The sequence below is a fragment of the Bacillus sp. FSL R5-0286 genome (assembly GCF_038593245.1).
In the GTDB taxonomy this organism is placed as follows: domain Bacteria; phylum Bacillota; class Bacilli; order Bacillales; family Bacillaceae; genus Bacillus; species Bacillus altitudinis.
Window position 1 is genome coordinate 3,193,269 of record NZ_CP151977.1, and the last position, 17,845, is coordinate 3,211,113.

At 40.3% G+C, this 17,845-nt stretch carries 13 protein-coding genes; 5 read left to right on the forward strand and 8 right to left on the reverse strand.

The window, feature by feature from the left end; translation table 11 throughout:
- Entirely contained in the window at nt 1-726 is a 726-nt protein-coding gene (locus NST24_RS16585) for a GntR family transcriptional regulator (RefSeq protein ID WP_041507821.1), read from the forward strand.
- 26 nt (nt 727-752) lie between these two features.
- Here the strand turns inward: NST24_RS16585 and NST24_RS16590 are convergent, their stop codons facing one another.
- The 5 genes from NST24_RS16590 to NST24_RS16610 all read right to left on the reverse strand — a co-directional run bounded on the left by NST24_RS16590 (nt 753) and on the right by NST24_RS16610 (nt 6,728).
- Nucleotides 753-4,607 carry a metallophosphoesterase gene (locus tag NST24_RS16590; RefSeq protein WP_342462009.1) on the reverse strand — a complete coding sequence of 1,285 codons (3,855 nt, stop codon included), beginning with the start codon at nt 4,605-4,607 and terminating at the stop codon, nt 753-755.
- A gap of 94 nt (nt 4,608-4,701) precedes the next feature.
- The gene (locus NST24_RS16595; protein ID WP_007500042.1) at nt 4,702-5,088 is read right to left on the reverse strand and encodes a phage holin family protein; all 387 of its coding nucleotides are present in this window, start codon (nt 5,086-5,088) and stop codon (nt 4,702-4,704) included.
- Nucleotides 5,089-5,283 carry a PspC domain-containing protein gene (locus NST24_RS16600; protein ID WP_008348183.1) on the reverse strand — a complete coding sequence of 65 codons (195 nt, stop codon included), beginning with the start codon at nt 5,281-5,283 and terminating at the stop codon, nt 5,089-5,091.
- Nucleotides 5,284-5,289: 6 nt separating this feature from the next.
- Nucleotides 5,290-6,381 carry a DUF4097 domain-containing protein gene (locus NST24_RS16605; RefSeq protein ID WP_007500040.1) on the reverse strand — a complete coding sequence of 364 codons (1,092 nt, stop codon included), beginning with the start codon at nt 6,379-6,381 and terminating at the stop codon, nt 5,290-5,292.
- 11 nt (nt 6,382-6,392) lie between these two features.
- Complete coding sequence (locus NST24_RS16610) at nt 6,393-6,728, reverse strand: hypothetical protein (protein WP_024719900.1); 336 nt, start codon at nt 6,726-6,728, stop codon at nt 6,393-6,395.
- Between the two features lie 197 nt (nt 6,729-6,925).
- On the opposite strand from NST24_RS16610, the gene NST24_RS16615 reads away from it, so the two are divergent.
- Nucleotides 6,926-7,156 (forward strand): hypothetical protein, encoded by a 231-nt coding sequence (locus tag NST24_RS16615; protein WP_008348188.1) that lies wholly within the window; start codon nt 6,926-6,928, stop codon nt 7,154-7,156.
- A 229-nt stretch (nt 7,157-7,385) separates the two neighbouring features.
- Here NST24_RS16615 and uvrA read toward each other — a convergent pair whose 3' ends face one another.
- The 3 genes from uvrA to NST24_RS16630 form a co-directional block, all read right to left on the reverse strand.
- On the reverse strand, nt 7,386-10,262 hold the full coding sequence (uvrA, locus tag NST24_RS16620) for an excinuclease ABC subunit UvrA (RefSeq protein ID WP_342462010.1): 2,877 nt from the start codon (nt 10,260-10,262) through the stop codon (nt 7,386-7,388).
- Nucleotides 10,263-10,269: 7 nt separating this feature from the next.
- Complete coding sequence (gene uvrB / locus NST24_RS16625; protein WP_025208044.1) at nt 10,270-12,255, reverse strand: excinuclease ABC subunit UvrB; 1,986 nt, start codon at nt 12,253-12,255, stop codon at nt 10,270-10,272.
- A 290-nt stretch (nt 12,256-12,545) separates the two neighbouring features.
- A complete protein-coding gene (locus tag NST24_RS16630; protein WP_008348197.1) occupies nt 12,546-12,791 on the reverse strand; it encodes a CsbA family protein in 246 nt (81 codons plus the stop codon).
- A 284-nt stretch (nt 12,792-13,075) separates the two neighbouring features.
- On the opposite strand from NST24_RS16630, the gene NST24_RS16635 reads away from it, so the two are divergent.
- From NST24_RS16635 to NST24_RS16645, 3 genes are all read left to right on the forward strand, one after another.
- Nucleotides 13,076-15,601, forward strand: coding sequence for a PEP/pyruvate-binding domain-containing protein (locus NST24_RS16635; protein WP_342462011.1), 2,526 nt, complete (start codon nt 13,076-13,078; stop codon nt 15,599-15,601).
- 89 nt (nt 15,602-15,690) lie between these two features.
- A complete protein-coding gene (locus NST24_RS16640; RefSeq protein ID WP_008348201.1) occupies nt 15,691-16,263 on the forward strand; it encodes a TetR/AcrR family transcriptional regulator in 573 nt (190 codons plus the stop codon).
- A 40-nt stretch (nt 16,264-16,303) separates the two neighbouring features.
- Nucleotides 16,304-17,638 (forward strand): MFS transporter, encoded by a 1,335-nt coding sequence (locus NST24_RS16645; protein WP_041507827.1) that lies wholly within the window; start codon nt 16,304-16,306, stop codon nt 17,636-17,638.
- The last annotated feature ends 207 nt before the right edge of the window (nt 17,639-17,845 follow it).

The following is a 17,845-nucleotide window of genomic DNA, read 5'->3' on the forward strand; positions in this document are numbered from 1 at the left end:
ATGTTTATTGATAAGCAGTCACCTATCCCCATGTACCATCAGATTATGGAGAACTTGAAAAAGCAGATTGAGGATGGAACGTTAGCACCTGATACACTCATTCCTTCTGAAAGAGAATATGCCGAACGCTTTGGTATTAGCCGAATGACTGTCAGACAAGCCTTATCGAACCTTGTGAACGAAGGATATTTATACCGGCAAAAAGGAAAAGGAACATTTGTTAGCCGAAAGAAGTTTGAACAACCGCTTCAAGGCTTAACAAGCTTTACAGAAGATATGCGTCAACGTGGGCTCAAAGCTTCAAGTCAGTTGATTGATTTCAAAAAAGTCGCATGCCCAGAGCACTTGCTGCAATCATTACAGCTGTCGAACAGTGAAGATGTCTATGAATTAAAACGAATCCGCCTTGCAAACGATGAACCAATGGCTATTGAAACGAGTTATATTCCTGAAAAATTTGCTGGCGAGCTCACAAAGGACCATTTAACTGGATCTTTATATGAATATATAGAAGCGAACACAGGTCTAACCATTGCCCATGCCAAGCAGGAGCTTGAAGCCAATGTTGCTTCAAAGGAAGAAGCTAACGTGCTGTCTATTTCATTAGGGGACCCTGTTCTCTCCATTGCAAGAACAACTTATTTTCAAAATGACCTTCCATTCGAGTATGTCATGTCCGTTTATAGAGGGGATCGATACAAGCTCACTCACACAATGGAAAGATAAAACTGTGCTCCTGAAAGCACAGTTTTTTATTTCCTAAGAAATGTTGATTGATCATCATTTTTTGTATGGATTTTCCATATAGGCGAAATCGCTTTCCCTTCGAAACGGTCTTTTGCGACAGTGTACCAATAATATTCTTGATTTGGCTTTAACCCTTTCCATTCAAAGGTTGCTTTTTTACCACTTTTCACACCTTTGACTTCTCCAAGAAGAACGTTTGTGTAGACATTCAATTCAAAATAATTGGTTTTAACGGATTTCATTTTTGGTGTTAAATCGACATCAATTGAAAATTCATCTTGATCTCCATACGTTTTTGGATCATAAAAATGTTCTTGATTCAAGTAAGGTGAGTATGTGGTGAAATGAAGCTTATTTTTTTCTTGATCCGCAGTGATCAGCCGCATAAAACCTTGACCGCCTTCAGGACCTGACTGGTAATCTGCAAGGATTTGATATACTTTTCTGTCCACTTTTCCATCATGATCATCGTCAATCTCATCTACTTTTCGACTGGCTCCGTGGTAGTGGCCACTAAATACTGCGACAATATTCGGGTGACGCTTTACCACTTGATGGAAGATCAAGTCTCCAATTGGGCTTCGATTGCCGCTCACTAACAAATACTCATGGAAATTTAAAATGACAATGCGATCTGGATGTTCAGAAATGACTCGATTTAACCAGTCAATCTCATTTTGCTTGATCCCCCAGCCCATATACACCATCATATAATCATTGCCACCAGCAGAGATAAGATCATAATGACCTCGATTGTTTTGATAAGATTCACCGTAATATGGCTTGTCTTCAAAGCGTTTCGCTCCAAAGTATCTCCCATATTCCCTATAATGGCCGTCTTTGTGTCTGACATCATGATTACCAGCTAATACACCGTAAGGAATCTGATGCTGATCTAACACACGCATAAATGTATCGGCACGATTCCATTGCTTATCCTTTGAATCATCCACAATATCACCTGTATGGAACACATATTGAATATTTAATGGGTCCCTTTGATCTCTGATCCACTCGACCATTTTTTTGAAGATATGAGGATAACTTCTGGCATAATATTGAGTATCAGACATCCACACCATCTTATAAGGCTTTAACGTCTTACTGATCTCATCTTGTACAAGCAAATCAAACGTTTGATTTTTCATATACTGTCTGACTGACAGCAGCCCTTTTAGGTAAAATTCCTTTTCATCCTTGGCAAAGTGATGAGTGATTTTATCCCACTTTTCTTGCTGATGATTCCAAGCGTACATCGTTACCTTTCTCCCTGATAATGAGCTTCCTTTCCATACAGCCTCGACAACATCCTTTTCACGTACATCGTGATGAACCTTGATTTGAAAGCGATGATAAGGAAAATGCTGTAGGTCTTTCGTTTCCACTGATTTACCATCAGCAAATGCAATGCGATTTCTTTCTCGATTAGAAAAAATCATTTCACCTGTTTCATTTAAATGTTTTGGCGGCTCTGTTTCCGCTGCATATTTGAAAATCTTCATGGACGGATGCAGCGATGTATATTGATAGGCACGGTAAAAGGAGTAATCTAACTGATCATTAGTAGGATCATTGGTTAGCACTGTTTGCTTAGATGATTCCTTTTTTGTCCTATCTGACACTCTCTCTGGCGTTTCAGGGTGCTCATGTACCGTCTTAAAAACCTTTTTCAAAGTTGATTTGTTTCCAGCGGCATCTTTTGCTTTTATCTTCAATGTGTGCTCCCCAGGTTCTAATTCGCTAGAGGACGTTTGATAAGGCAAAGAGATCGGTTTTCCATCTAAATATGCCTTCATCTCCGCTATGTCACTCCAACGATCCGTCACCTTTGCCTTTAACGTAAAGACGCCTTTATATTGGTCATTTGCCTGTATATTACTCTTGATTTTCGGACCCGTGTTATCGACTTTCACACGTACAGATTGAGATTCGTCTGCGGTTTTAGCTTGAACAACATGTACTCCTTCTTTCAGCCTTCTTGTATCCCACTGAATATAGCTTGAAGCATATGCTTGCTTCGGGATTTGAAACTGAAATGCTCTTACTTTCTTAGCGCTGCCACCGTCGCCCATTTTCCATTCCTCATGCTGGCTCGCATTTAGAGGCAGAATTTGAGTTCCATTCGATAAAATCATCTGGACATTTTTCAATTCAAAATCATCGTGATTTTCTCCAGGAAATCGGTCAAACGGCGATGACTTCGTCCCAGCATGGAATGATATCGTTTGTGGACCTGCCTTTTCTAAGTGTTTTTCTGGTATTGGTATCGTATAGGTGCGATACACTTTTGTCGAATCATCAAAAATGGAAAGTAAGTGCTTACCTATAGACACACCATTCTTAAAATATAAATTTGTCCCTTTGACATCAAATGCAAGATATGGATCTGCTTCAAGTGCAGGGAATACTTGTCGAATTGGTTTTCCATCTATCATTAATTTTATGCTTTTTTTCTGATCTGCTGTTGCTTTTAAGTGAAATACGCCAGAAACCGTATCTCCTTCTTCTACATTCAATCGAAGGCCGTGAGCTTTGCTTACTTGTTCCACATCAATTGTTTTTTTCATTGTCATTACTTGATTTTCGCCGTCAGACGCTTCAATCTGATATTCCAATCGATCTTTACCGATGAGCTCAGGTGAATAAATAATATAGTGAAACAGCCGATCATTATGATCCTTTTGAAGCAACACCTCTTTAAAATCTTCATGACGATTGGTTCGATATCGCAATTTGACCGTTTTGACGGACTGATCATCCTGCACATCTGCCCTCATTTCAATGCCTTCAGTTGGTTTTATCGGTTGATTGTCTGTCATATCTTCGATCACAGGTTTATGAACATCTTGTGATATTTCTTTTTTTTCAGTTGGAATTTGTGCTTTTAACACTTTTCCGGGTGTTGGCTCTTCCTCCACTTTCGAGATCAGCTTCATTTGTGTCGTACCATCCATTGGATACTTGAACAGTAACGATCTGTGCTCGCTAAACAATGAAGGCTTTAAACGATAGGATGCCGACGATACCTCTTCTCCTATATTTGTTGTGATAGAAACAAGGCGGGATTTAGAATTGGACAATCCTTTACTCTCAATGATCGATAGATGCTTGCCCTCTTTTAAATGACTTTTGTACATCGCATTAAAGTCCGCTACCGTTAAATGCTCCTGCCCTTTTTTTCTAAGCCAAAATACGTATGGTTTTCCAGGAGAAATGGTGATAGGACTTGTGTGAAATGAATATATATCATCCATCTCTACGCCTTGCGCTGGATTGCGATAGCGAAGCTGGTAATGTCGAAGTGAAATGGGTGCATGAGTTGTGTTATACACCTCGATGAATTCAAAAGCATCCTTGCCTTTGCGGTTTTTTGAATTCACGACGATTTCTGTCATCAATAGCTCAGGAATCTGTGAGAGATCTTCTTCAAATCCGTTTAAGTGAACTGTTTGTTCGGTTGTTTTGATGACAGACTTCTGCGTCAGGAATTCTGTATAGTAATGAACTGTTGGATTCCACAATTGATCTGTCGGGATTTTCGCTGTGAATTCTGGTTTCATCCCCGGCAATCGTTCCATTGGGATCAATCGATATCCTAGTTCATCACTCTGTTTATAGTACAAGTTTGCAGACAAAATTTGCTCTGACTGACTAATAGATGCCCGAAATTGAAGATCACGTTTTTTTCCTTGAACCGGACGGACATCTACTTGAAATTGATCAAAGATAAAAGGTGAAAAGGGCTTATTTCGTATGTTCACTTGTGTTTGTGTTAAAGATCCTGCTGAAGCAGGCTGACTGAAACAAAAAAGAATGCTCAAAAAAAGCAAAAGAATGATTTGTCTGCTCACATTCACCATCGTGCACCGCCTCCCTTCGGATATTGTGTCTCCTGAAGACGGTTTTTATGACAGATGGAACGGGGAAACGATATAAATTCACACAAAAAAACCGTTAGCTTTTTTTCGCTAACGGTTCCACGATTCCTTTTTGTATGAGCAGATGGAAAATGGATAAAATGACAGCCATCCAAATGGCCGTTCCAAACCCATCAATGTTAAAACTATCTCCCATAAAGCTTGAGGTCATCATCAGTGTGATGGCATTAATGACAAAGAGGAACAATCCTAGTGAAAGTACTGTCACTGGCAGCGTTAAAATGATCAAAAACGGCTTCACTAAAATATTGAGCAAGGACAAAATAATACTTGCTACAATCGCTGCGCCAAAGCCTTCAATATACACACTACCAAGGCCTGGCAGAATGCCTGAATCAAAATATCCAGCAATGACGATTAAAAGTAATGCATTGACGAAAATACTAACGATCCATCTAAGCATTTAGTTAGTGCCTTCTTCCGGAACAACAAAATACCAGATGAAGTAGATCAAGAAGATCGGCATAAATGCTGTCATAAATCCGATGATCACCGTTAAAATACGAAGCAGGGATGCATCGACACTTAAGTATTCAGCAAGTCCACCGACAACACCCGCTATTTTTTTATCTGTCGCTGAACGATAAAGCTTCTTCATGTAGAATCACTCCTTGTCTGATTGGTGCTTTACTTGGATTGAGCCTGTTTTTGTTTCTGCAAAAATGGATATATTGTGCTCCGCCTGTTGATTGGCTTTGATCATTTTCTCTTTTTGCAGCGTTTCATTTTTCTCTTTAATCATATTTGCATCAAGCAGCTCATGAGAGATCGATCCGAGATTGCTTTTCAGCTCCGCAGTCACTGCACAAGCACGCGGAATCTGAACGTCCACACTGCCTGTTGTCGTTTTTGCATAGATCGAACGGCATTTCTCATCTGACAGCTGAACAGCAATGTTCCCATTGAAGCTCTGTGCATCAATTGATTCACTTTTCCCGCGCAGGTCAATGAGCCCATTAATGGTTTCTACTTCAATCATACCACACTCGTGATCAGCCAGTTTGATTTGTCCATTTGCTGTTTCAATTCCGACTTTTTCTGCTTGTAAAGAGGCAAAAGAGACGACGCCATTTGTTGTTTTTGCAGCCAGTTCTTTTGTCTTTAGCTTTTCCCCGCGAATCGGTCCATTAAACAGTTTGACTTTGATCTTATCATATTGGATACGTGGTACATACAGGGTGACATTGACCTTCATGGTCTTCTTTTCAGTTCGGATAAAAAATTTGTCCCCTTCAAGCCCGCAATCCAGATGTTGAAGAAATTGCTGTCTTGCCTGCTCTCCATCCTCTGCACGGTAAATTTTCGCATGACACTCTGCCCGAACATCCCCATCATCCCAAGGCATCAAATTGAGACTGCCGTTTGCCAATTGAATATCTAAATGGGACAGTGCCGCGTCTTTGAATTGAAAAATGTGTTCAACGTCGACGGACTGTCCAAAGTTCAAATCAAGATCTACATCTTTGACCTTTTTCACCGCCGAATCTAACCATCCAAACAGCTTTGCACCGAGGTTTTCAGTACCAGTTCCTTTATTCTCTGTGCCAGCTTTTTCTTCATGAAAGGTATGATCAGCCGTTGATTTTTCTAGTGAAATGGACTGATTTTCTTCTAGTTTTTCAAGCAGCGTAATCGCTTCTTTTGCAGATAATGTCCCGTCTTCTACTAATTTTAAAATGCGCTCTTTTTCATTCATACAAAGCCCTCCTACGATTTGATGGATTGAAGCACTTTAATACCTTGAATGATATTCCAAATGACAGAGATCAAAAAGCCAATGGCGACTAAAAAGGACAAGATAAGTACGGTGAACACTGGAACGAGTGAGTCGCTTGCCTGTGTCGTCAATAAAAAGGGGATAGATCCAAAAACCAGCAGCACACACGCTGCGACTGGCAAAACATGTGACCACAATGCACGCAGCGAATGCCGTTTCGTTTCCTTTTGATCCACTACAAAATATGCCACGATCGGTACAATAAACGGCATGAAAAATACACTAAAATAACAAATAGATGCAATGATCGACTGATCTCTGTTCATATATATTCGCTCCTTCATGATGAAAATTCCTTTCTAACTCATACGTTTATGGCGTATAAAAAGTTTCAAACTCATTCGATTTACATATGACCTTAGACACAAATTATTTCTTTTTGCACCTAAGTGTAGATTCTTCATGGATTACCCTTTAAAATATGTTGAAAAGATGGTGATTATCATTATAGGGGGTAATTATTTTGACAGATCATCATAATGCTAACCACACGGCACAAACGCTTTTAGACCTTATACAGAAACAGAAAAGCATGAACAGCGATATGATCAAGGAGCTAGAGGCCATTCATCCGTCTCATCCGAAGTATGGTGATATCCGTTATTTAAAAGTACTGCTCGATAGTAGCAGCACTCATATTTTAAAGGATTTAACGCACCTCAGTAACTTAATGCCAAAGGAAGATGTGCAATAAAAGGAAAACCCCTCTTTCGGAGGGGTTCAGATTGTTGACAAAGGGCTAAAATGAACTTGATTTTAGCCCTTTGTCTTCTTTTCAGCGTGATAGAAAACCTTTGCAGTCTAGGAAGGACGAGTACTGGCGCGGAGCGAATTTGACATTCGTGAGCACCGGCACGCAGGACTGACAAAGAATGCGAGAGTTTGTCTACACGCTGAAACCCCTCTTTCGGAGGGGTTTTTCTTTATGAGGATGTCACACTTTCTGTTTCTTTGACTAACTGTTTCATTCGCTCACGATCACGCTCTAAAATCGGTTTTAAGTATCGACCGGTGTAAGAAGCTTCTTCTTTAGCAATTTGTTCAGGTGTTCCTGAAGCAATAATCGTTCCTCCACCAGCACCGCCTTCTGGTCCTAGATCAACAAGGTAATCGGCTGCCTTAATAATATCAAGGTTGTGCTCAATGACCAATACCGTATCCCCGTTTTCGACCAAGCGCTGGAGCACTTTTAACAACCTAGCAATATCATCCACATGAAGACCCGTTGTCGGTTCGTCTAAAATATACAATGATCTTCCGTTTGAACGGCGGTGAAGCTCAGATGCCAATTTCACACGCTGCGCCTCTCCACCAGACAATGTCGTGGCAGGCTGCCCAAGTGTAATGTATCCTAATCCAACATCAAAGATCGTTTGCAGCTTCCGCTTAATTTTCGGGATATTCTCGAAAAATTGAAGTGCGTCCTCTACCGTCATTTCAAGCACATCGGAAATATTTTTCCCTTTATACGTGACCTCTAACGTCTCGCGGTTATAACGTTTCCCGTGACACACTTCACAAGGCACATATACATCAGGTAAAAAGTGCATTTCAATTTTAATAATGCCATCTCCACGACATGCTTCGCAGCGTCCACCTTTCACGTTAAAGCTGAATCGCCCTTTTTTATAGCCTCGTACCTTCGCTTCATTGGTTTGCGCAAACACATCCCGCACGTCATCAAATACACCTGTATACGTAGCAGGATTGGATCTTGGTGTACGGCCAATTGGAGATTGATCAATATCAATGACTTTGTCTAAGTGATCCATTCCTTTGATTTCTTTGTGCTGTCCTGGCTTCGCTTTTGCTCTGTGCAGTTTTTGGGCAAGGGATTTCAATAAAATTTCATTCACAAGTGTACTTTTCCCTGATCCTGACACACCCGTCACAGCGGTAAAGACACCTAAAGGAAACTTCGCATTCACGTTTTTAAGATTGTTTTCTTTTGCCCCTTTAATTTCAATGAATCGGCCGTCAGGCTTTCTTCTCTCAATCGGAAGCGGGATGAATTTCTCACCCGATAAATATTGTCCAGTCAACGATTTTGGGTCTTTCATGACTTCTTCTGGCGTTCCAGCTGAAATCACTTCTCCTCCATGAACCCCTGCACCTGGTCCAATATCAATGAGATAATCAGCGGCAAGCATCGTATCTTCATCATGTTCTACGACAATCAGTGTGTTTCCGATATCACGCATGTTTTTCAATGTCCCAATCAACCGGTCATTATCCCGTTGGTGCAGACCAATCGATGGTTCATCTAAAATATAAAGAACGCCTGTCAGTCTTGATCCGATTTGTGTCGCCAAACGAATACGCTGCGCCTCCCCGCCTGATAATGTGCCAGCAGACCGGCTTAATGTCAGATAATCTAATCCGACATTATTTAAGAAGGACAAGCGCTCTTTGATTTCACGTAAAATGAGCTGGGCAATCTGCAAATCTTTCTCAGACAACTCAATTTTCTCATAGAAATCAAGGGCATCAGATACAGACAAATCGGTCATTTCTCCGATATGTTTGCCATTGATGAGAACCGCAAGCGTTTCTTTTTTCAGGCGATATCCTTTACAGGTCGGACATGGCTGATTGGCCATATATTTTTCCATTTGCTCCCGGATATAATCGGAGCTCGTTTCCTTGTAGCGCCGTTCAATGTTACGAAGCACACCTTCAAATTCGATTTCATTTTCACGGACCTGGCCAAAATCATTTTCATATTTAAAATAAATCAGCTCAGAGCCGCTGCCATATAAAATTTTATCAAATAAATGCGCCGGAATATCTTTTACTGGAATATCCATGTCAATTCCATAGTGTGTACATACGGCCTCAAGAAGCTGCGGATAATATTGTGAGCTTTGAGGCTCCCATGGGGCAATGGCATGCTGACGTAAAGTCAAATCCTTATTCGGAATCACAAGCTCTGGATCTACTTCTAGTTTAGAACCAAGCCCATCACAGCTTGGACAGGCACCGAAAGGGCTATTAAACGAGAACATTCTTGGCTCAAGTTCCCCAATAGAGAATCCGCAGTGCGGACAAGCATGATGCTCACTAAACAACAGCTCCTCTTGTCCAATCACATCAATCATCACGCGGCCTTCCCCAAGTCGAAGTGCCGTTTCAAGAGAATCAGACAACCGTGCAGCCACGCCTTCTTTCACGACAATTCGATCAATCACCACTTCAATGGAATGCTTTTTATTCTTTTCAAGCTCGATCTCTTCTGACAGGTCCTCCATCTCGCCATCAACTCTGACTCGAACGTAGCCCTGCTTCCGAATTTGATCAAGTACTTTCATGTGTGTTCCCTTACGTCCAGATACGATCGGAGCAAGCACTTGTAGTTTCGTTCGTTCTGGATACTCTAAAATACGGTCTGTCATTTGCTCAATCGTCTGTGATGTAATTTCGATCCCATGAATAGGACAAATCGGTTTTCCGACTCGAGCATATAATAGACGCAAGTAATCATAAATTTCTGTAACAGTCCCAACGGTTGATCGAGGGTTCCTGCTTGTCGTTTTCTGGTCAATACTAATCGCTGGAGAAAGCCCTTCAATCGCATCTACATCTGGTTTGTCCATTTGACCGAGAAATTGACGTGCATAGGCTGACAGTGATTCAACATACCTGCGCTGACCTTCTGCATAAATGGTATCGAAGGCAAGCGACGATTTTCCCGAACCAGATAAACCCGTAATGACCACTAGCTGATCGCGCGGGATATTGACATCAATATTTTTAAGGTTGTGGGCTCTTGCCCCTTTCACCTCTATTCGTTCCATAGCCATCTGGCATTCATCCTTCCGCTTTTAGCTCTAGCAATAGATCTCTTAATTCTGCTGCTTTTTCAAAATCAAGCGCTTTTGCTGCATCTTTCATTTCCATCTCGATGTTTTCGATCACTTTTTCTCGTTCTTTTTTGCTCATTTTTGACAACTTTGGTGCTGCTTTTGTTTCGTATTCTTCCGAATCCTCATGTACTTTTGTTGCCTTGATCACATCTCGAATCTTCTTATGGATCGTTTGCGGAGTGATACCAAATTTCTCATTATACGCTTCTTGCTGCTCACGTCTCCGCTTTGTTTCTTGTATGGCAATGTCCATTGATTTCGTCATATTGTCTGCATACATAATAACCCGACCTTCTGCATTTCTTGCAGCACGGCCAATCGTCTGGATGAGGGATCTTTCTGAACGTAAAAAGCCTTCTTTATCCGCATCTAAAATCGCCACGAGCGACACCTCTGGAATATCCAAGCCTTCTCGAAGAAGGTTGATCCCTACAAGCACATCATATTTTCCGAGACGTAAATCACGAATAATCTCAATCCGCTCTAGTGTCTTAATTTCTGAGTGCAGATAATTGACCTTGATTCCGATTTCTTTCAGATAATCTGTCAGATCCTCAGACATTTTCTTCGTTAAAGTCGTCACAAGCACACGCTCATTTTTCTCAACCCTTGCATGAATTTCCCCAATTAAGTCATCGATTTGTCCTTCAATCGGACGGACTTCAATGATTGGATCAAGCAAACCAGTTGGACGAATAATTTGTTCCACAACCTCTGGCGTTTTCTCAAGCTCGTATGGGCCAGGTGTTGCGGATACATGCACAATATGGTTAATGTGCTTTTCAAACTCATCAAATGTGAGTGGTCTATTATCAAGTGCTGACGGCAGACGGAATCCGTGATCAACAAGCACTTGTTTTCTTGCCTGGTCCCCATTGTACATGGCGCGAATTTGCGGGATGGTCACGTGTGACTCATCGACAACAATCATAAAATCATCCGGAAAATAATCAAGCAATGTGTAAGGTGTTGAACCAGGCGGACGTAAGGTGAGATGTCTTGAGTAGTTCTCAATCCCTGAACAAAAGCCCATCTCTCTCATCATCTCAAGGTCATACCTTGTCCGCTGCTCAAGACGCTGTGCTTCAAGCAGTTTTCCGTTTTCACGAAGCTTTTCCAACTGTTCCTCAAGCTCTTTTTCAATATTAATAATCGCTTTTTCCATCTTTTCTTCTCTTGTGACGAAGTGAGATGCTGGGAAAATAGCAACATGGTCACGATCACCGAGAATTTCTCCAGTGAGAGCATCTACTTCACGAATACGTTCAATTTCATCACCGAAAAACTCCACTCTGATACAATGCTCATCTCGTGAAGCAGGAAAAATTTCAACGACGTCTCCTCGAACTCTGAAGGTTCCGCGCTGAAAATCTATATCATTACGAGAATACTGAATATCCACAAGCTTACGCAGCAGTTGATTGCGTTCAATTTCCATTTCAGTTCGTAAAGACAGCACAAGCTCTCTGTATTCTTCAGGAGAACCTAAGCCATAAATACAGGACACACTGGCAATGATGATGACATCTCTTCGCTCAAATAATGAGGATGTGGCGGAGTGCCTTAGCTTATCGATCTCATCATTAATGCTGGCATCCTTTTCAATAAATGTATCAGTTTGAGGCACGTACGCCTCAGGCTGGTAATAATCATAATAACTCACAAAATATTCAACAGCATTATTCGGAAAAAATTCCTTAAACTCGCTGTATAATTGTCCGGCAAGTGTCTTGTTATGCGCAATGACAAGTGTTGGTTTGTTCACTTCTTTGATCAGGTTGGATACAGTAAAGGTCTTTCCCGTACCTGTAGCACCTAACAGCGTTTGATGCTGTTTCCCCTGATGGATGCCCTCCACAAGCTTTTCAATGGCTTTTGGCTGATCCCCTTGGGGCTGATAGTTAGAAACTAATTCAAAGCGGTCACTCACATCAAAGCCTCCGTTTCGTTACGAAATCTATCTAATGAATATATTATCATAAAAGAACACAAAAATACGAACTAAAGTTCGTGTCTGACTTGATTTTTATTTCCAATACAACCATACCCTCTCTGCCGTGGCTCATAACCCTCTAAAGAAACCTTCCTTTCAGTATGGAACATTTTGGAGCGAGATATTCGATCAGCAGAAAAACCACAAAAAAGAAAGCTGCACTCACTAGAATCGTAAGCACAGCTCCTGCAATCAAAAACATTTTCTTTTCATCAAGAGGGATCACATCAATGATGTTTTTCAGCCTTCTCTCTTTTTTCGACTTCTTTCTTGGCCATAAACAATGCCCCGGCCACTAAAGAAATAATATCTAATCCTACGATAAAGTAGGTTTCTGTATAGCCTTTCATATACGAAGCAAATAAAAGCGCTGCTGTTAATGCAATGCCAACGTAATGATTATAAGTAACCTTTGAAAATAAAATAACGAGCAAGAAAGGAAAAACAAGTGCAAATATGGCTTTTGTAATCACAAAAACCCTCCCTCTACATGGTCTACTCCCTTGATTATAGTAAAGATTGGCATAATGAACAATTCACAGTTTTCAATTTCAGCTTTTTTCTTCTCGGTTGAAGACTTTTGATATAGATGAGGAGGAAAATTAGTGAAAACGTCCCCTTTCTAAAGATAGGTCTTTACGTCTTTGACAGTTACATCCAATAAATTCTATGATGAAAATGATAGTGCGCACTATCATTTTAAAAAACAAAAAGAGACAAATGAAACCATTGGCTATTTGGATAAGGGGGCATTCCCATGTATTCAGTATTATTTCATGCGGCTGAAGAATCCGCATCACTCGCAGGGGCAAAAGGCGTGAATTTAATTAAATTAAACAATCACGGACTGCCAGTTCCAGATGGATTTATTATTAAAACGAACAGCTTTGCAAGCTTTCTTTCATATCACAATTTCCATCCAACTGATCAAAACCTTGCCCGAAAAATCACAGAAGCTTCGTTTCCTTCACAAATGGAGACAGAATTACTTTCATCCTTTCAATCATTGTTGAAAACATATCCATCCGTTGCAGTGCGATCCTCTTCTGTTGCGGAAGATCTCGAAGGCGCCTCCTTTGCAGGTCAATACGAGACCTATTTAAATATCAAAACAAATGAAGAATTCTTGCAAGCCGTCAAAGAATGTTGGTCGTCTTACTTCGCAGCAAGAGTCGCAGAATATAAGGAAGAAATGATTGAGAACGAGGAAGAGATGCCGCTCATGGCTGTTGTTGTACAAGGATTGATCCATTCTGACATCTCTGGTGTCATCTTTAGTGAGAATCCTGTATCAGGAAAAACAAACGAAGTCATGATGACTGCAAGCTATGGACTAGGAGAAGCCATCGTCTCCGGCCTTGTGACGCCAGATACATTTATCGTAAACAAAGAAACGTACTCTATTGAAAAATCACTAGGAACAAAAGAAGTGCAAATTGTCCCCTGTCAAGAGGGCGCCGTTGAACAACCCGTAGGTGAGGAGATGACTGGCCAATTTTGTCTTCGAGATGATCAATTGATCCAAATCACGAAAATGACAAAACAAGTAGAAGAACTTTATGGACATGGAGTAGATATCGAATTCGGCATGTCAGATGGTACTTTTTATTTACTTCAAGCAAGACCGATTACTGCTTCTTTTTCCAATACAGCAAATGGCTCCTCAGGTGCAGCCTTTCAAATGAAACCTGAAGAGCTGCAAGACTTCTGGATCTCAATGGACGATCATATGCCTGGACCAACAAGTCCTCTTTTTTCAAGTTTGATCATACCTGCTTTAAAAAACGGGATGAAGAAAAACGGAGAGAAGTATCAAGTACCAGACCTTAATATTAAAGATATCAAGCTTTATAGAGGCCATTTGTATTCTTCACCGTCTATGCCAGAAGCGTCAGAGGAACCATTTTTTGACGAGAGCCTATTCGAAATGTTTCCTCGTTTAAGCGAAAGAATGTATCGCATTTTAAAGCAAAACTTGTTCCCATTATACGAAAAACTTGATCGGCAAATCACTCAACCGCTAACAATTGATGAAGCCATTAATGGTTTTCAAGAATTAAAAGAGATTTATCTAAGAGCGTATGACGACCATTTTGACATTGTCATACCTCAAGTCATTCTATCAGCGATCATTGAAGACATGCTTGTCTCATATACTGGCGATCAAACACAAGTCGTCCTGCTGCATGAAATGATGATAGGTGTGATGAACAAGTCTCTTGAAACAGATCAAAAGCTATCTCACTTGGCAAAAGACGTTCTTCAAGATTCCGAGCTTCTTCAGGCATTTAAAGATCATTCAACGAATGCTGAACTATTATATGCCCTCAATCACACAGATAAAGGAAAAAACTTCATTTCCAACGTAGAAGCTTTTCTCCAAGTCTATGGTTGGCGGTCTGTTAAAAGCCATGATTTTACAGAGGAAACATGGGTGGAAAATCCTGAATTTGTCTTGGACATCATTAGAAACAACATTCGGCACCAATCTGATTTTGATGAAGAATTTGCACAAGCCGTGATCAAAAGGCAAGAAACGTATGAACAGTTTATCAGTCAAGTGACAGATGAAGCGTTTAAAACAAAATTTGAGGAACTTTATCATTTTGCACTCCATGCAGCCAATATTCGAGATGATCATCACTTTTACATTGATGCCATGTTAGATGCAAAAGCGAGACTCTATCTCTTAAAAATTGGTGAACTTCTTGTTCAAAAAGGAGCGATCCCTCATCAAGAAGACCTTTGGTATCTTTACGATGATGAAGTACTCAATGCGCTCACAACTTCGACCACATACGATTCGATCATTCAGCAAAGAAAAATTGAAATGAAGGAAAATGAATCCATCCAACCACCAGCTTATACAGGAAAGCCTTCTGAAGCTGAATTGCAGCAAGTAGAAAGAATGCTCGGTTCGCTAAGGGAAAATGAAAACAACACTGACGATGCAATCTATGGAATTGGTGCATCTAGCGGCATTACTTCCGGAAGAGTCAGAGTTATTACATCTGCTGATGAATTTTCACAATTTGAGAAAGATGACATTTTAGTTTGTAAAACAACGACACCTTTATGGACCAGCTTATTTAGAGACGCAAAAGCAGTCATCACCGATTCTGGCGGCATTTTGTCCCATTCCGCTATTATCGCTAGAGAATATATGATACCTGCTGTCTTAGGTACACGGATCGCAACTGAAAAACTAAAATCTGGTGACCTCGTGACAGTAGATGGAGCCAATGGGCGTATCCAGTTATTAAATCAGCATTCACGGGCATAGTCGTCACTGTTGGATCATATTGGCGGTCACAGATTTTATCGGTATACTTACTTTGTTGCAAACACATTCATAACCTGAGGTGAGTATGCTTGTTAAAATCAACAAATCAGCGGATCATTCGCGCAACAATGGAATTATTGTCTGAAAAGGGCTATCAAAAAACAACGACAAAAGAAATTGCGACAAAAGCGAATGTAAGTGAAGCGACAATTTTTCGTAACTTTAAAAACAAACGCGGCGTGATTGCTGCCATTATGAAAATGAAATCAACACCGACCAAAACCCTTGAAGCTGAATTTAAAGACGATTTATACACCGATTTAAAATTTCTCGGTAGCTATTTCCTTGAAGATTTGACTTCAAAAAAAGAATTTATCTATATCAGCATGAGAGAACCCGCTATGTTTAAAGATTTAACAGACCATGAAAAAATTTATCCTCAAGAATTGAGAGACATGCTGATTCATTATTTCAAAAAAATGAGTGCTCAGCATCGTGTATTAGAAGGAAAAGAAGACATCTATGCTGATATATTTATTAGCACGTATTTTGGCTTTTTCATTCAACAGCTAGAGCAAGACATTCAGCTTGTTTTAACACAAAAAGAAGACTTTATTGAGACATGCACACACATTTTCATGAGAGGAATTTCCCCCACTTAATTGGGTGAAATTCTTCTTTTTTACAAAGGTGGTAAACACATTGAATCTTAAAAAAGAGAACTTGATCATTTATTCTTTGCTGCTTGGAGCTATTTTAGTTCCAGTCAATTCAACCATGATCGCAGTCGCTCTATCATCCATATCAACTTATTACGAGCAATCCATATCAAACATTACTTGGGTGGTCACAATTTATCTAATTGTCATGGCAGTCACTCAACCTATTGCGGGTAAGCTGGGAGATATATACGGCCACCGCAGCATGTATTTAGCTGGTGTGATACTCTTTTTGATTGGCTCCATTGGATGTGCTTTCGCACCTAATCTTGCTTTTCTTATTAGCTTCCGATCAATTCAAGCGGCAGGCGGAGCTATATTAACACCGAACAGCATTGCTTTAATTCGAGCAACAGTATCACATGAAAAGCTTTCTAAAACTATGGGTTTTTTCGGTTTTGGAGCGGGAATTGGTGCCGCACTTGGACCTTTTATCGGCTCTATTCTCATTCAGAGCTTTGACTGGCATTCCATTTTCCTAGTGAATATACCATTTTTGATTCTCACACTTGTGACAGGCGTTTTTATGATTCCGAAGATGAAACATACGCGTTTACAAGCCAATGTAGATATCATCGGTTCGTTATACTTAACAATCGGGATCGCCACACTCATTTTGTTTACTAAAAGCCAATTATTAAACGAATACATGATCTATGGCGTTCTAGCGGTCATTTCCATTCCTTTATTTTTCAAACACGTACGGAAAGTTACAAATCCCATCATTGATTTGACATTATTTAAAAACAGTACCTTTACGAACGCTAACCTTTCTATCATGCTTAGTAATTTTGTGATGTACGCGATTCTTCTCATTATGCCGCTGTTTATGGAGCAAAAACTCGCGCTTTCTCATACACAAAGCGGGATTTTCCTTTCGATCTTTTCACTCTGTATGTCTATTAGTGGATTACTCGGGGCAAAGCTCCATCCAATAAAAGGCGCCAAAAAAATGATTCGATTTTCATTTCTCTGTCTTACTTTATCAGGTGTTATGCTGATCACACTAAGCAGCTACCCAAATTTACCACTCCTTATCATCACATTAGTCGCTGGGGGGATCTCATCAGGTATTGGCATGACTAGCATGCAGATGGCTTCTTTAACATCTGTTGATCAGAGTTTATCCGGCTCTGCATCTGGGATTTTTTCTACCTTTAGATATTTCGGAAGTATCATTTCATCTACTTTAATTGGTATATTAAGTGGTTTTCAATCTTTATTTATCATATTAATGGGCGCAGGTATTCTTGGTTTCCTCCTCTCTCATCGTCTAAAAACGAAACCCACTTCTCATTCATCTGAACACTCTGCTTAATGACTCCCTTCGCTCTATTTAGGGCGGGGGAGCTATGATTATTTGTTACTGTAACCAATTATGAATACAATGATCAAACTGTGAAAATGATCTTTTACTCATGAAAAAATGTCATATGAATAAACGAAAAAGAAATTTCAGCTTTCATTTACCTCTACTTACCCACCTAAAAACTTCTTTTCATTTCTTCCAGCATTCATAACTTCG

What these genes read in the sequence shown, in the direction of transcription:
- NST24_RS16600 (WP_008348183.1), bottom strand. Translation starts at nt 5,283, where the DNA reads ATGAAGAAGCTTTATCGTTCAGCGACAGATAAAAAAATAGCGGGTGTT.
- uvrA (WP_342462010.1), bottom strand. Translation starts at nt 10,262, where the DNA reads ATGGCTATGGAACGAATAGAGGTGAAAGGGGCAAGAGCCCACAACCTT.
- NST24_RS16610 (WP_024719900.1), bottom strand. Translation starts at nt 6,728, where the DNA reads ATGAACAGAGATCAGTCGATCATTGCATCTATTTGTTATTTTAGTGTA.
- NST24_RS16595 (WP_007500042.1), bottom strand. Translation starts at nt 5,088, where the DNA reads ATGCTTAGATGGATCGTTAGTATTTTCGTCAATGCATTACTTTTAATC.
- NST24_RS16590 (WP_342462009.1), bottom strand. Translation starts at nt 4,607, where the DNA reads ATGGTGAATGTGAGCAGACAAATCATTCTTTTGCTTTTTTTGAGCATT.
- NST24_RS16585 (WP_041507821.1), top strand. Translation starts at nt 1, where the DNA reads ATGTTTATTGATAAGCAGTCACCTATCCCCATGTACCATCAGATTATG.
- NST24_RS16635 (WP_342462011.1), top strand. Translation starts at nt 13,076, where the DNA reads ATGTATTCAGTATTATTTCATGCGGCTGAAGAATCCGCATCACTCGCA.
- NST24_RS16605 (WP_007500040.1), bottom strand. Translation starts at nt 6,381, where the DNA reads ATGAATGAAAAAGAGCGCATTTTAAAATTAGTAGAAGACGGGACATTA.